The sequence below is a fragment of the Acinetobacter lwoffii genome (assembly GCF_049367455.1).
In the GTDB taxonomy this organism is placed as follows: domain Bacteria; phylum Pseudomonadota; class Gammaproteobacteria; order Pseudomonadales; family Moraxellaceae; genus Acinetobacter; species Acinetobacter lwoffii_W.
In genome coordinates this window covers 1,208,999-1,222,903 of sequence record NZ_JBMPXW010000001.1, presented here as the reverse complement: position 1 = coordinate 1,222,903, position 13,905 = coordinate 1,208,999, and the positions used below count along the sequence as shown (strand labels likewise).

At 44.7% G+C, this 13,905-nt stretch carries 14 protein-coding genes and 1 pseudogene; 12 read left to right on the top strand and 3 right to left on the bottom strand.

Features of this window, described 5'->3' with window-relative positions:
- Positions 1-8: 8 nt before the first annotated feature.
- A pseudogene (locus ACO1B7_RS05860) lies at positions 9-1,071 on the bottom strand (AAA family ATPase).
- Between the two features lie 225 nt (positions 1,072-1,296).
- On the opposite strand from ACO1B7_RS05860, the gene uvrC reads away from it, so the two are divergent.
- From uvrC to ACO1B7_RS05840, 4 genes are all read left to right on the top strand, one after another.
- Positions 1,297-3,096 (top strand): excinuclease ABC subunit UvrC, encoded by a 1,800-nt coding sequence (gene uvrC / locus ACO1B7_RS05855; RefSeq protein ID WP_005250444.1) that lies wholly within the window; start codon positions 1,297-1,299, stop codon positions 3,094-3,096.
- Between the two features lie 115 nt (positions 3,097-3,211).
- A complete protein-coding gene (locus ACO1B7_RS05850; protein WP_086044207.1) occupies positions 3,212-4,006 on the top strand; it encodes a thioesterase family protein in 795 nt (264 codons plus the stop codon).
- Between the two features lie 107 nt (positions 4,007-4,113).
- Positions 4,114-4,701, top strand: a complete 588-nt coding sequence (gene pgsA, locus ACO1B7_RS05845) for a CDP-diacylglycerol--glycerol-3-phosphate 3-phosphatidyltransferase (protein ID WP_016806864.1) — start codon at positions 4,114-4,116, stop codon at positions 4,699-4,701.
- A 41-nt stretch (positions 4,702-4,742) separates the two neighbouring features.
- A complete protein-coding gene (locus ACO1B7_RS05840; protein ID WP_086044206.1) occupies positions 4,743-5,018 on the top strand; it encodes a hypothetical protein in 276 nt (91 codons plus the stop codon).
- Positions 5,019-5,361: 343 nt separating this feature from the next.
- Here the strand turns inward: ACO1B7_RS05840 and ACO1B7_RS05835 are convergent, their stop codons facing one another.
- Both ACO1B7_RS05835 and argH read right to left on the bottom strand, forming a co-directional pair.
- The gene (locus ACO1B7_RS05835; protein WP_004278636.1) at positions 5,362-5,631 is read right to left on the bottom strand and encodes an oxidative damage protection protein; all 270 of its coding nucleotides are present in this window, start codon (positions 5,629-5,631) and stop codon (positions 5,362-5,364) included.
- A gap of 15 nt (positions 5,632-5,646) precedes the next feature.
- Positions 5,647-7,077, bottom strand: a complete 1,431-nt coding sequence (argH, locus tag ACO1B7_RS05830; RefSeq protein WP_222110601.1) for an argininosuccinate lyase — start codon at positions 7,075-7,077, stop codon at positions 5,647-5,649.
- On the opposite strand from argH, the gene ACO1B7_RS05825 reads away from it, so the two are divergent.
- The 8 genes from ACO1B7_RS05825 (at position 7,068) to ACO1B7_RS05790 (ending at position 13,784) form a co-directional block, all read left to right on the top strand.
- Positions 7,068-8,222 (top strand): sensor histidine kinase, encoded by a 1,155-nt coding sequence (locus ACO1B7_RS05825; protein WP_086044205.1) that lies wholly within the window; start codon positions 7,068-7,070, stop codon positions 8,220-8,222. The two genes, argH and ACO1B7_RS05825, sit on opposite strands and share 10 nt — an antisense overlap.
- A gap of 69 nt (positions 8,223-8,291) precedes the next feature.
- Positions 8,292-9,032 (top strand): LytR/AlgR family response regulator transcription factor, encoded by a 741-nt coding sequence (locus ACO1B7_RS05820; RefSeq protein WP_086044204.1) that lies wholly within the window; start codon positions 8,292-8,294, stop codon positions 9,030-9,032.
- Between the two features lie 108 nt (positions 9,033-9,140).
- Entirely contained in the window at positions 9,141-10,064 is a 924-nt protein-coding gene (hemC, locus tag ACO1B7_RS05815; RefSeq protein ID WP_004647306.1) for a hydroxymethylbilane synthase, read from the top strand.
- Positions 10,064-10,843 (top strand): uroporphyrinogen-III synthase, encoded by a 780-nt coding sequence (locus ACO1B7_RS05810; protein WP_005105426.1) that lies wholly within the window; start codon positions 10,064-10,066, stop codon positions 10,841-10,843. The genes hemC and ACO1B7_RS05810 overlap by 1 nt, the downstream gene beginning before the upstream one ends.
- Positions 10,840-11,679 (top strand): hypothetical protein, encoded by an 840-nt coding sequence (locus tag ACO1B7_RS05805; RefSeq protein WP_005105429.1) that lies wholly within the window; start codon positions 10,840-10,842, stop codon positions 11,677-11,679. Before ACO1B7_RS05810 ends, ACO1B7_RS05805 begins: the two co-directional genes overlap by 4 nt.
- A 6-nt stretch (positions 11,680-11,685) precedes the next feature.
- On the top strand, positions 11,686-12,879 hold the full coding sequence (locus ACO1B7_RS05800) for a hypothetical protein (protein WP_005250450.1): 1,194 nt from the start codon (positions 11,686-11,688) through the stop codon (positions 12,877-12,879).
- Between the two features lie 8 nt (positions 12,880-12,887).
- Positions 12,888-13,316, top strand: coding sequence for an acyl-CoA thioesterase (locus tag ACO1B7_RS05795; RefSeq protein ID WP_086044203.1), 429 nt, complete (start codon positions 12,888-12,890; stop codon positions 13,314-13,316).
- 141 nt (positions 13,317-13,457) lie between these two features.
- On the top strand, positions 13,458-13,784 hold the full coding sequence (locus tag ACO1B7_RS05790; protein WP_026055760.1) for an H-NS histone family protein: 327 nt from the start codon (positions 13,458-13,460) through the stop codon (positions 13,782-13,784).
- The last annotated feature ends 121 nt before the right edge of the window (positions 13,785-13,905 follow it).

The following is a 13,905-nucleotide window of genomic DNA, read 5'->3' as shown; positions in this document are numbered from 1 at the left end:
TGCCTTAGTTAAGCTTTTGCTTGCTCAGGCAGAACCACCAGCTGTCCATCGACACAGTCCAGATGCAGACTGAACTGCTCAGGCTGGTTTAAAAAATACAGCGCCAGAATCGGCTCCAGTTCGGTACGCATCTTGCGGCCCAAATGTCGGGCGCCGTAACGAATATCATGGTCCTGATAGAAATAGGCTTTGGCTGAAGTGCTTAAATGCACGCTGCGTTGCTGATGTTGCAAGCGCTTGTTCAGTTTATCCAGTTCAATTTCGACCAGACGTGGTAGGGCATCATGCTGTACCGCCTGATAATGCAGGCTGCGGTCAATCCGGTTCAGAAATTCAGGGTCGAATTTACGCTGCATGACTTTTTCAATGATGCGCTGGGTGGGAACGCGCTTCAGACACAGTGCCTGCATTTTCTCAGGCAGATAGCTGAGTTTGTCCAGATATTGCTGCGCCGCCTGTGCCCCGACATTGCTGGTCATAAAGATCATGCAGTTGCGAAAATCGATAGTTTTAGTGCCCGCTGTCAAGGTCAGCCGGCCAGTATCCAGCACGTTCATCAAGCCGCGAATCACTTCGTTACTGGCTTTTTCCAGCTCATCAAACAGCATGATGCTGGGACGGGTATGACTGCCGGCAATCGCAGTTTCATCAAACAGGCTGTGACCTTCCTTTGATCCCACATAACCGGGCGGTGCGCCGGTCAAAGCCGCCGCATAATGTTCCTGTGCCAGAGTATTCATATCAATCCGGCAAAAGGCATCCGGGCGGCCATAGATCGCATCGGCAATCAGACGCACGGTTTCTGTTTTACCGACGCCAGTCAGGGCCCAGCATCAAGGTAACCGACAAAGGGCGATCCGGACTGGAAAAATCTGCCTTGACCACATGCAACATTTTTTCAATTTCATTCAGGGCTGCATCCTGCCCAATAATCCGTTCACGTAGCAGTTGCATTACCTTACTCGGCTCGATATGAAAACGCGGTTTACCAATCAGGCGAGCACGTTCAGACGGGTGATGGGTGGAGGTGGAGGGTTGAACAATATGAATGCCCGATTGCTGCAGGGTCATGCGAATCATCTCAAAACTAGACTTTTTGAGCATAACAAAGTTAAAGGTTGAAACTTATAGCTTTTAACAATCAGTTTATGTCGTGAGGATTATAGATTGGGGGGATAACCCGACAGGAACTTTAAGATTAAGTGGCAGCTTCAGGGGAATTTTGTGTTTTTGCTTGAAAATGACGCAACAATCATCACATATATCTGCAGATTGTAGGTGAAAAATAGGCTTTAGGTGAACGAAAACGCACGCCCCCATATTGAAAAAATCCTGGCGAATATGACCAGCCTGCCCGGGGTCTACCGGATGTATGGCAAAGACGGTGAATTATTGTATGTGGGTAAAGCCAAAAACCTGAAAAACCGGGTCTCCAGCTATTTTGTCAAAACGCTGGATCATCCCAAAACCCAGGCCTTGGTGGCACGGATTTATGATATCCAGACCCTGGTGGTACGTTCTGAAACTGAAGCCTTGTTGCTGGAACAGAACCTGATCAAGCTGCATCATCCGCCCTATAACATCATGCTGCGTGATGACAAATCTTATGTCTATATTTTTGTTTCGGCAGATAAACCCTATCCGCGTTTAGCCAGTGGGCGCGGCAAGGGCAAGCACCAGGTGGGCAAGTTTTTTGGACCTTATCCGAGTGCGTATACCGCCCGGGATACTCTGGTGGTGCTACAAAAACTGTTCAATGTGCGTTCCTGTGAAAACAGTTTTTTTGCCAACCGGACCCGGCCATGTCTGCAATACCAGATCAAACGCTGCTCTGCGCCCTGTGTCGGATTTATTTCTCCGGAAGACTATAAGGCAGATGTCGATAACTCGATCCGATTTTTGCAGGGCGATACCAAGGAGCTGAATCAGGAACTGATCGCAAAAATGGAAGCGGCCGCTGAAGCGCTGGAATTTGAAAAAGCAGTGTTCTATCGTGACCGGATGGCATTGTTAAGAGACGTACAGTCGCAGCAGGCGATCTATAAGCTCAAAGGCGAAGCCGATATCCTGTCGATTGCCTATCAGGCCGGGGTGACCTGTGTGCAGATCATGCATGTGCGCAATGGTAAAATGCTAGGTGGAAAAAGTTATTTCCCGGATATGCTTAGTGATGACCTAGGGCAGATGCTGGCCGATTTTATTGCCAATTTTTATTTTCAGGTAGCCGATGAAATCCCGGCTGAACTGATTGTCAATCTGGAAGTGGCTGACCGTAAAGAACTGGAAGCGGCACTGTCGCAGCATTTTGGCAAGAAAATCCAGATCAAGTCCAAAGTCCGCGAAACCCGCGCCGAATGGCTGGAACTGGCGCAGATGAATGTACAGCACGCGATTCAGGGCAAGCTGGCCAATCATATAGAATTAAATGAGCGTTTTCATCAGTTGGAGCAGGTGGTCGGCCGTCCTGTAGATCGGATTGAGTGTTTCGATATTTCGCATACTATGGGTGAAGATACCGTGGCCTCCTGTGTGGTCTTTGATAGTGGGGGCGCGCGCAAGCGCGACTATCGCCAGTTTTCCATTCATGATATTCAGGCAGGTGATGACTATGCCGCCATGCGTCAGGCGCTGACCCGTCGTTATAAGAAAGCCCTGTTACCGGACTTGCTGCTGATTGATGGTGGCAAGGGGCAATTGCATATGGCGATGGAAGTCATGCAGGAACTAGGCTTAGAGGCCTTTATGGTCGGTGTGTCCAAAGGTGAGGGACGTAAGCCCGGTCTGGAAACCCTGCACTTTACCGATGGCAGTAAAATTCAATTACCGGAGGATCATAAGGCGCTGCATCTGATTCAGCAGGTACGTGATGAAGCACACCGCTTTGCGATTACCAAGCATCGTGCTAAACGTGACAAGAAACGAGGTTCATCAGTGCTGGAAGTTATTCCGGGGCTCGGACCAAAACGCCGTCGGGATTTGCTGACCCATTTTGGCGGGATTCAGGGCGTACTGAAAGCCTCAGAAAGAGATCTGCAACTGGTACCGGGACTGGGTTCAGTCATGGCCCGGATGATTTATAAAGTGCTGCATGAATGACGCGTGGCTTAAATGCAAGGGCCAAAGTGCGCATTGACGCTTGGGTCACGTGACATTCACAACCTGAAGAATTTTGCCGAATATACTGAGCATCAAGACTTACTGAGGGATCAACATGTCTTTGCATGCACTTTATGCACAAATTGCCGAACAGGAATGGGTAGAGTTTCCACAGGGATGGTTACAGGGTCGTACTCTGTATGGTGGTCTGGCTGCCGCGATGATGATGCAAAAAGCCGTCACTCACATCAATGATCCGGCCAAGCATTTGCTGAGTTGCAGTGTGACCTTTGTCGGCCCGATTCAGCAAGCCAAAGTACGACTGAGTGCCGAAATCCTGCGGCAGGGCAAGTCGGTGACCACGATTGAAGTGCGCTTATGGCAGGACGACGCGGTGCAAAGTATTCTGATTGCCAGTTTTGGTATTTCCCGTGATTCAGAGATTCAGGTAAAGCAACAAGTTCAGGCACCCGACTATGCTGCGCCAGAGCAGCTGTTTCAGATTCCTGTTGGCTATGGTATGCCAGACTGTTATGACCATTTCGAAGTAGCCTGGGCGGATGTCAATCTACCTTGTAGTGCCAGTCCTCGTCCGGACTTTGGTGGCTGGTGCCGGTTTCATCCTGAAAAGCATCACAACCGTGAATTTCTGGTCGCAGACTTGATGGCTATTTTTGATATCTGGCCACCTGGGGTGTTGCCGATGTTTAAAAACATGGCGCCTGCGAGTAGTCTGACCTGGACAGTGACCTATGTGCATCCGGTTCAACATCAATTGCATGATTGGTTTAAATATAAAGTATTTACCGACTATGCTGCGGATGGTTATGCGACGGAGCATGCCTATCTCTGGGATGCCGAAAATCGCCTGATTGCGATGGCAAGACAAACAGTGACGGTGTTTGCCTAGTGACACTGCAAGTCAATTCGTATAAAGTGAAGCCTATTAATGATGGATCAAACCTCTAAAAAAGTGTGCATTTTCATCGTACATGAGGGGAAAAATTGGCGGTGTCTATGACTACAGGTCGTATCCTGAATATTCCAAATATCTTGACCTTGGCGCGTATCGCTCTTATTCCGGTATTTTTATTGGTGGCTTACTGGCCACCTGCAATGGGCTTTGATGCCCATAACCCCGACATGACGCGGCATATTATTTTGACCACGATTTTTGTGGTGGCTGCAGTAACGGACTGGTTTGATGGCTATCTGGCACGTACATTAAACCAGACTTCTGCTTTTGGACGTTTTCTCGACCCAGTTGCAGATAAATTGATGGTCGCAGCTGCACTGATTGTGCTGGTGCAATGGCAGCCTTCCATGTCGATGGCTTTTGCTGCGATTGTGATTATTTCGCGTGAAATTACTGTGTCAGCCTTACGTGAGTGGATGGCAGAGTTGGGTGCACGGACCAATGTTGCGGTTTCAACGGTGGGGAAATACAAAACTGCTTTCCAGATGATCGCCATCACCGTATTTCTGTTAAATTGGCCACCGCTGGAAATGCTGGCCTATGCCTTGCTATACACCGCAGTGGTACTCACCTTATGGTCGATGTTCATTTATCTGAAAGCGGCTTGGCCATATCTGAAACAGCCTTAATCGAAATGAAAAGAGAAGCTCCTTGAAAGGGGGCTTTTTTTATGCGCTTAAATTATCAAGCCAATCGGCAAATTGCAGGCAAAAAAATACCCAGCCTTTGGGGGAAGAACTGGGATGAAATCGGGGTATTTGTTGCTTATTATTATAGTTATTCAAAGATATCTCATCTTCTTAGGGATCATTATAGAGAGACAGTTTTTTTTAATCATGTGGCTTCTTGTAGCAGAATGTTGTGTTTTGTGATTACTCTGTATATTACTTTTACAATCTATTATTTTGATACAAATCTGAATGTTTTTCAGCAGGATAGTGGCTGACTAGATAAACGAAATAGAATAAGTAAAAATCTGTTTTTGTGCTCTAAGTGTGAGTTAGTAAGATTTGTTAGAATTAGTCAAAAAATCCCCTGAGATAGGGGATAGATTTATGCCTACGCGGACTTCATTCTTGTTTTGTGTAAAAAAGAAAGGCAGGGCTTTAATGTGAAAAGTTCCTGCATTGGGAGCTCTTCACATTCAAAACTACGTGCTTAGCTGGTCTTGAGTAATGTTTAGAACAACACATAAAAAAGAATCTCCAAAGTTGGAGATTCTTTTAGATTAAAGTCTACGCGGACTTCGTCCTTGTCTTACGTAAAAAAGAAAAGCAGTGCTTTCTTTTTTACTCAGGCTTCAGCCCTTCGGCTTTTTCTAGGGATGCATCATTGTTAAAGAACTTTTCACGCTGTTCTTCAAGAAACTTTTTCGCATCTGCTTCAAACACGTTCAAACGCTTTTCATTAATTAGCGTAGTCTGGTGTTTTAGCCATTCTTGCCAAGCCTGTTTAGACACGGTGTCAAACAATTCCTGACCCTTTGGCCCCGGGAATGGAGCAAAGTCTAAACCTTCCATGTCTGCCTGATACTTACGGCAAAAAACTTGTCGAGACATATCCATACTCCAAAATTATGCGTAAAGTTGTTCCAAACGCGCATGTGCACGCTCAATGGCTGCTTTCACTTGAGCAGGCGCGGTGCCACCAATGTGATTACGGGCATTCACCGAAGCTTCAAGAGTTAGGGCTTTTTCAAATACGTCTGCTTGAATCAGGTCAGAGAACTGTTGCAGTTGTTCGAGTGTCAATTCAGACAGGTCTTTAGATTCTTGTACACCGAGTGCAACCGCTTTACCTACAATCTCGTGCGCATCACGGAATGCAACGCCGTTTTTCACCAGGTAATCAGCTAGGTCAGTCGCAGTTGAGAAACCACGCAGCGCTGCTTCGCGCATTTCAGCAATGTTTGGAACCAGTGCAGGAATCATGTCAGCAAATGCCATGAGTGAACCACGAACTGTATCGATCGCATCGAACAATGGCTCTTTATCTTCCTGATTGTCTTTGTTATAGGCTAGAGGCTGGCCTTTCATTAAAGTCAGCAGGCTCATCAAATCGCCATAGACACGACCAGTTTTACCACGTACCAGTTCAGGTACATCCGGATTTTTCTTCTGCGGCATGATGGATGAACCAGTACAGAAGCGATCTGGAATGTTCACGAATTTGAACTGTGCAGACGTCCATAGAATCAGTTCTTCAGACATACGTGACAAGTGCATCATGATTAAAGATGCAGCCGCATTAAATTCAATTGCGAAATCACGATCCGATACTGCATCTAAAGAGTTTTCAGCAACGGCTTCAAAACCTAACAGTTCAGCGGTATAGGCGCGTTCAATCGGGTAAGTTGTTCCCGCAAGTGCAGCAGAACCCAGTGGCATACGGTTGACACGCTTACGGCAATCAATCAGACGCTCTGAATCACGTACCAGCATTTCAAACCAAGCCATCAAATGGTGACCAAAAGTCACTGGCTGAGCGGTTTGCAAGTGGGTAAAGCCCGGCATGATGGTGTCGGTATTTTTAGCCGCTAAGCTTAAAATACCTTTTTGTAATTTTTTCAGTAACTCCAGGATGCCATCGATTTCATCGCGCACATAAAGACGGATATCTGTTGCCACCTGGTCATTACGGCTACGGCCAGTATGTAATTTCTTACCAGTAATGCCGATACGCTGAGTCAGGCGTGACTCAATGTTCATGTGTACATCTTCTAAATCAATGCGCCATTCGAAGTTACCAGCTTCAATATCGGCTTGAATCGCTGTCAGACCTTCAATAATGTCATCGCGTTCTTGCGTGGTCAGTACGCCCACTTTTGCCAGCATGGTTGCGTGGGCAATCGAGCCTGCAATATCTTGTTTATAAAAACGTTGGTCAAATTGAACAGATGCTGTAAATTCAGCAACAAAAGCATCAGTCGCTTCAGAGAAACGACCGCCCCACATACCCGAAGTCTGGGCGTGTGATGGATTAGAGGAATTAGAAGATGTGGTCATGTCGGCTCAATCAGATTAAAAGCAGTAGAACGAAAAAGAGTATAACAAATTCAAAGCCCATTGCCGAAATCACATCTGCTCAATCTTTTACATCGATGAACGAACAAACGCAAAATTCCTATTTTTTTAGCCAGATCGGCAATTTACGCTATTTGCTGGAACTGTTTGCTGGCGGCAATATTCTCGCCATGATTCTGGCGCTTGCAGAAGCGCAATCCTGGCAGGCATTAAATGGGATACACCTGCTGCAATATATGCTGTATATCAACTGGATACTGTTATGTTTTGCAGCACTGGTTGAACTGTTCCATCAGTCCTTTCAGCGTATGGGCATTAAACTGGCGTTAACTTCCGGATTTCTGCTGTTACAGGCAATTGTATTGCTGACCACGGTGAACCTGAATATCTTGATACATTTTGGACAGAATTTTAATTTTCAAGATTTAAACCTGGTGATTGCGCTGGATCAGGTTGGACTCCATTTAAGTCTGGGAATTTTACTGGGAACCTTCTGTTTTCGTTATCTTTACTTGCGTGAACAATGGGAGCAGCAGCAGCATAGCGAGCTGAATGCTAGAATTCAGGCCATGCAGGCACGGATTCAGCCGCATTTCCTGTTTAACAGCATGAATAGTGTGATCAGCCTGATCAGTATCGATCCGGATAAAGCCGAGCACATGCTGTTGAATTTGTCACGGTTATTTCGTGCCAGTTTTCAGGAATTAAAACTGGTCAACCTGCAGGAGGAAATTGATCTGTGCCAACGCTATCTGGAGATTGAGCAGATCCGTCTAGGTGAGCGTTTGCATGTGGAATGGAAGTTAGAAAACAAAGACTTATACTCACAAGTTCAAATTCCATTATTAACTTTACAACCCTTGTTAGAAAATAGTATTTTCCATGGAGTTGAAAAAATTCTTACAAAGAGTACCATAAGCATATTGGTTGAAATATTGCAAAATCAAATTAATATCATCATAACCAACCCTTATGCACAGGATAATAAAACTTTAAAAAAGGGACATGGTATTGCAATAGAAAATGTCAGACAGCGTCTGCAAGCTTATTATGGACCCAGTGTGACTTTTCAAACCTTTGCCGGCGAAGGGATGTTTACGACGGTAGTGCGATATCAATATAAATAAAAATAAATCAAAGAAATCGCAGTTAGCTTTATCATTCATCTGATGATGTTAACTGGGTAAGGAGGAGAAATGGACATCCTGATTTGTGATGATGAGCCTTTGGCCGTCGAGCGTTTATCACGTTTGGTCTCTCAACTGGGGCATGATGTGGTGGCGACAGCAAGCCATGGCCGTCAAGCGATTGATCTGGCTCACCAATACGAACCCGATGTCATCCTATTAGATATTCAAATGCCTGAAATGAATGGACTGGCTTGTGCGCAACATTTGCGTCAACTGGATCCAATGCCGGCCATTGTCTTTTGTACGGCCTATGACCAACATGCGCTGGATGCATTTAAATCAAATGCCGAAGGCTACTTGCTTAAACCGGTGATGCAACAGGAATTGGCACAGGTTTTAGAGCACTTAACTAAACTTACCCAAGCTCAAATGAGCCAACTAAAACAAAAAGAAAATATGGACGAAATCAATATCAGCCGCCAGCAGATTGCGGCAAAGACCTATCGTGGTGTCGAATTGGTGCCAGTTGAAAATATCTATTATTTTCTGGCGGATCAGAAATATGTCACTGTGCGTCATAAAAACGGCAGTGTATTGATTGATGAAACCTTAAAGGAGTTGGAGCAGGAGTTTGGGAGCCAGTTTATCCGGATTCATCGTAATGCCTTGATCTCGGTGCATTATCTGGATGGTCTGGAAGTGGTCAGTTCAGGTCAGTATCAGGTACGTTGTCGTGAGCTGGACGACCGTTTGGCGGTCAGTCGGCGACATTTACCATTTTTACGAGATCGGATTCAAAAGCTTTAGCAGGGGATGAATGAGAGCATTCAGTTGAAACTTGTATAAATTCACTTGCATTTTCAAGTGAGCAGGTTAAGTTTAGACTATTGTTCTCATTTACTGTTATTGAAATTTATGAAGACCCTAAAAATTGCAACTCGACAAAGTCCACTTGCGCTTTGGCAAGCGGAACACATCCGTGCGCGCCTACAAGATTTGCACGCTGGTTTGCAGGTCGAGTTAGTCACTTTTGTTACACAGGGCGATAAAATTCTAGATACACCACTGGCTAAAATTGGTGGAAAAGGACTATTTGTAAAAGAATTAGAAGCCGCTTTACTGGATGGTCGTGCAGATCTGGCTGTGCATTCCATGAAAGATGTCCCGATGGCCTTGCCTGAAGGTCTGAGTCTGGCAGTAATCTGCGAACGTGAAGACCCATTAGATGCCTTTGTGTCGAATACCTACACTAGTTTTGAAGAATTGCCACAAGGTGCCAAAGTCGGAACCTCAAGTTTACGTCGTAAAACCCAGATTTTAAAACAGCGTCCGGATCTGGACATTATCGATTTACGCGGTAATGTCGGCACACGCTTGTCCAAACTGGATGCTGGTCAGTATGATGCGATTATTCTGGCCAGTGCCGGTTTAAAACGTTTAGGTCTGGCAGAACGTATTCGTCATACTCTGACGCCTGAAGTCAGTCTGCCGGCCGTGGGACAAGGTGCATTGGGCTTAGAATGCCGTACTCATGATCAGACGGTGCTGGACTTGATTCAGCCACTCCTGCATGCAGATACAGATGCTTGCGTACGTGCCGAACGTGCCTTTAATGCCTATCTGGAAGGCGGTTGTCAGGTGCCGATTGCCGGTTATGCCACGCTCAAAGAGGGTGTGATTTCAATCGAAGGTCGTGTAGGCAGTATCGATGGAGCAGTTTTGCTCCGGGCACAGCAGACTGGAAAAACGGCAGATGCAGAGCAATTGGGTGTGAAGCTGGCAAAAGACTTGCTTGATCAAGGTGCTGGCGAGTTGCTGAAAGCACTCTATTCACACTGATGTTATTGATTAATACCCGCCCCAGTGATCGTGCTGCAGGTTTGACCCAGCAGTTACAGGCAGCGCAAGTGTCTGTTTTAGAATTGCCTTTGCTCGAACTGCATGCCATGCCTTATTCCGATGAGCTGTCGAGTTTGTATCAGCAGCTGGAGCAGGCACAGATTATTGTGGTGGTTAGCCCGACGGCCGCTCAGATTGGCATGCAATATTTACAACAGGCGGGTATTAAGCTCTCGGCCTTGGCGCAGGTGCATTGGGTGGCAGTGGGCAAAGCCACTGAACAGGCATTGGCGAGCTACGGCATTCATAGTCATGTGCCTGAGGTCGAAACCTCGGAAGGCATGCTGCAATTGCCTGTGTTGAAGCAACTGGCTTCTGGCTCAGGTGTAGCCTTCTGGCGCGGAGAAGGCGGTCGTCAATTTATGATGGATCATTTACGTGCCAGCAATATTAAAGTTTTAAACTTTATTTTGTACCGGCGGCAATGTCCTGAAACGACGGCAACGATTTTGGCAGAGAACTTGTCGCTGCTTAAGAGGCAGCAGCGTTTTGCAGTTCTGATCACTAGTGAGGCAAGCTGGTTAAACTGGCTGGCAATTATGCAGGATAGTGCAGAGTTCATACAGCAAGCCTGTTATTTGGTTTTGGGGCCACGTTTGGCCACTATTCTTGGGGAATATCAACAGCAGCATCAGGCAAGTTTTCAATTCGTACAAGTCGATGATTTAGAGGCAAATACGATCTTGCAGAAAATGAGGCTGATATTAGGGAACGCATGAAGAAACTATTCATTGTAGTGTTCATCTTGAGTATGGCGTGGCTCATCAAGCTTAGCTATGACTTTCATGTTCTGAATACAGCACAGACTGAATTCAATCAAAGCATCAATCAGTTACAGCAGCAAAATGCCAATCTCAATGATCAGTTCGTGGCTTTAAAACGCCAGATTTCTGCTCAGCAGGAAAGTGCTAGGGCTACTTCAGCAAAAGCGCCAGTAAGTGAAGCGGTAGCTAATGAAACACAGAATGATATTGCCTTAGTACAGCAACATCTGGATCTGATCGAATTTGCACTGCAACAGCAACAATACGCCACTGCGATTGAGAAATTAAATCAGTTATCCAATGAGCTGGATGATTATATTTTAGCGCCTGCCTTGGTCAGTAGTTTGCAGCAAGTAATTGCAAAAGATCAGGACATGCTGAAAAAATTCGTGAACAGCCGATTAGTGCAGCAAAATAAAGTAAAAGAAGTTTTGGTGCAGATGGATACTGAAATTGAAAAAGAAATTCGGACACCATATCGTCAGCGTCCAGAAACTCAACGCTCTTTCTGGCAGCGCTGGGTTCAGATTGAATCCGCAGATCAGCCAAGCATAGTCTTGATGCAACGGCATCTGGTACTGAAAGAGGCCCAATTGCGCTTGCTCATCGCACAAAATACCTTGCAAAAAGACCAATCCGTCGCTTTTCAGCAAGCACTGAATGCCGTGATTGAAGTCTTGGAGCAATTGCCGGATGCACAGAGCCAAAAATGGATTCAGCAATTGAATCAAATTAAGGCCACCCCGATTACTCCGATTCCATTATTAAACACACGCACCCTAGTGGGCTAATTGCTTATGAAACAGATTCTGCTGGCCTATTTATTTGTCTGCTTACTTGGCATTGCGGTGCTGAGTATCCTGAGTTATGGACATGGGGCTGGCTATGTCTATCTGTATTGGCGCGAGTGGCAGTTACAAACCACCCTCTGGTTTTTGGCCGCATCCTTGGTCAGTGTAAGTTTTTTGATGCATTGCATCTGGTATGCGATCAAGCAGTATCGCAGCCGTGAACAGCGTAAAACTGAAACAGTCTTTAGTTTTTCCCGCTTGCACCCTTATGAACAATTGGCAGTCATCTGGTTATTAAACGCTGCTCAGGATCAGCGGGATTTTATTCAGCAGTCTTTCACCAAGTCGGGTTTACTCAAGCATATTATTGATGCACGTTTATCTTGGGGACAACAGCAATATACCCATGCATTAACTGCTTTAAACCAATCCAATCCCATGGCATTTGAATTGGCAGAATTGCAACGGATTGAAATTTATTTATCACAACAGCAAGGTGAACAAGCACTTACCCATTTGGAGTTTTTAAATCAGCATGAATTATCACCTTGGTTAATGCAGGTTAAAACAGCCTATGAGCAGCGCCTTGTTGCATTATGGGGAGTATTTGCCATGCAGTTTCCCTGGTTATATTTACGCTCGACTCAATATGGGCATTTAGACCAAGAAGTAAAAAAATCATGGCTGGAACAATTATTACTGGCCTATGACCAAGCCACACAGGACGATTTATTTTATTTACAGCAACGTTATTTAGATTTAAAACCTCAGATATTTGATCGTGACTATTCGGTCAAATTATTATGGTTGAAATTATTATTTAGAATGCCAGAAATGAGTGCCGAGCATGAAGTGCTTGCGATTCATTTAATGGAACAGCAATTTAATCAGGATGTCTTTTATTTGTGGTTCCAGCAACAGTTATTGCGGCAAAATCCAGATTATGATGCGATTGCACAACAGATTTCGCACTGGGAAGCCAAATATCCGGCATTACCGATTTTAAGCTTTGCGAAATGGCATGTGTTGCAAGCTACAGGCTATACAGATCAAGCTCAGCAATTGCTCGACTTATATCCGGATGATATCCGGATGAGTTATTTAAGAATTAAAGCTGCCTTACAAGATCGGGAGGACTTGCTACAGCAGTTAAATGCAGTATTTGAATCGAATGTAAACTTTATAGAAATTAAGACTTGAGAATAATGATGTCAGAATTAAAACAATATCCAGTTATTTATGAACAAACAGTTGCATGGGGCGATATGGATGCCTTTGGACATGTCAATAATGCCATGTATTACCGTTATGTCGAAAGTGCACGTCTAGCTTATTTAACCCAATTAGAAATTCTCACTGAATCGGTATCTACCGTAGTGGCATCCAATCAGTGCCGTTATTTAAAACCCGTGGTTTTTCCTGATCATTTAAAAGTGGCAGCACGTATTGAAGAAATTCGAAATAGTGCAGTTAGAATGCAATATCTATTATGGAGTGAAAAACAGCAAAGTATTGTTGCTACTTCAGAAGCAGTGATTGTCTGTGTCGATAAAAAGACCATGCAGAAAACAGAAATTCCGGAACATATTCGCGAAAAAATCAAAGCACTTGAATTAAGCGTTCAACATGAAATTTAAAAATGAATGAAGCATTTTATTTTGTAATTTTTTTTAAACTTTATTGTTATTGCTTTAAGGTTTTATATTGAATGTTTTATTTAATATAAATATGATGGGTCTATTATTTAATAAAATGAATAATATTATTTTTCGGAGAGCATTATGCCAGATATTACGCATTTATCAGTAGAAGAGTTAAAACGTTTACAAGCAGAAGCAGAATCGCTGATTGCTTCAAAAAAAGATCAAGAAATTGAAGACGCTTATCAGCAAATCTTGGCAGTTGCTGAGAAAGTGGGTATGACGGTTGAACAGTTACTTGAATTTGGTGCATCTAAGCGTAAGAAATCGTCACGTAAGTCGGTTGAACCGCGTTACCGTAGCAAAAGCAATCCGGACGATACCTGGACTGGCCGTGGTAAACAGCCGCGCTGGTTGGTGGCTGAATTGGAAAAAGGCGCAAAGCTGGACGATTTCCTGATCTAAGCCTTCATTTGATCTGGTCATTAGGCTGTCATACAGACAGTCTATGATCATTAAACCAAGCATACCTGCTTGGTTTTTTTATATCTATGAATTGGCGTTGGCAGAAAAGTGTGCATAATGT

Coding starts and splice junctions, on each gene's coding strand:
- ACO1B7_RS05850 (WP_086044207.1), top strand. CDS start 3,212: ATGTCTTTGCATGCACTTTATGCACAAATTGCCGAACAGGAATGGGTA.
- pgsA (WP_016806864.1), top strand. CDS start 4,114: ATGACTACAGGTCGTATCCTGAATATTCCAAATATCTTGACCTTGGCG.
- ACO1B7_RS05840 (WP_086044206.1), top strand. CDS start 4,743: ATGCGCTTAAATTATCAAGCCAATCGGCAAATTGCAGGCAAAAAAATA.
- ACO1B7_RS05835 (WP_004278636.1), bottom strand. CDS start 5,631: ATGTCTCGACAAGTTTTTTGCCGTAAGTATCAGGCAGACATGGAAGGT.
- ACO1B7_RS05825 (WP_086044205.1), top strand. CDS start 7,068: ATGTGGTCATGTCGGCTCAATCAGATTAAAAGCAGTAGAACGAAAAAG.
- argH (WP_222110601.1), bottom strand. CDS start 7,077: ATGACCACATCTTCTAATTCCTCTAATCCATCACACGCCCAGACTTCG.
- ACO1B7_RS05820 (WP_086044204.1), top strand. CDS start 8,292: ATGGACATCCTGATTTGTGATGATGAGCCTTTGGCCGTCGAGCGTTTA.
- hemC (WP_004647306.1), top strand. CDS start 9,141: ATGAAGACCCTAAAAATTGCAACTCGACAAAGTCCACTTGCGCTTTGG.
- ACO1B7_RS05810 (WP_005105426.1), top strand. CDS start 10,064: ATGTTATTGATTAATACCCGCCCCAGTGATCGTGCTGCAGGTTTGACC.
- ACO1B7_RS05805 (WP_005105429.1), top strand. CDS start 10,840: ATGAAGAAACTATTCATTGTAGTGTTCATCTTGAGTATGGCGTGGCTC.
- ACO1B7_RS05800 (WP_005250450.1), top strand. CDS start 11,686: ATGAAACAGATTCTGCTGGCCTATTTATTTGTCTGCTTACTTGGCATT.
- ACO1B7_RS05795 (WP_086044203.1), top strand. CDS start 12,888: ATGTCAGAATTAAAACAATATCCAGTTATTTATGAACAAACAGTTGCA.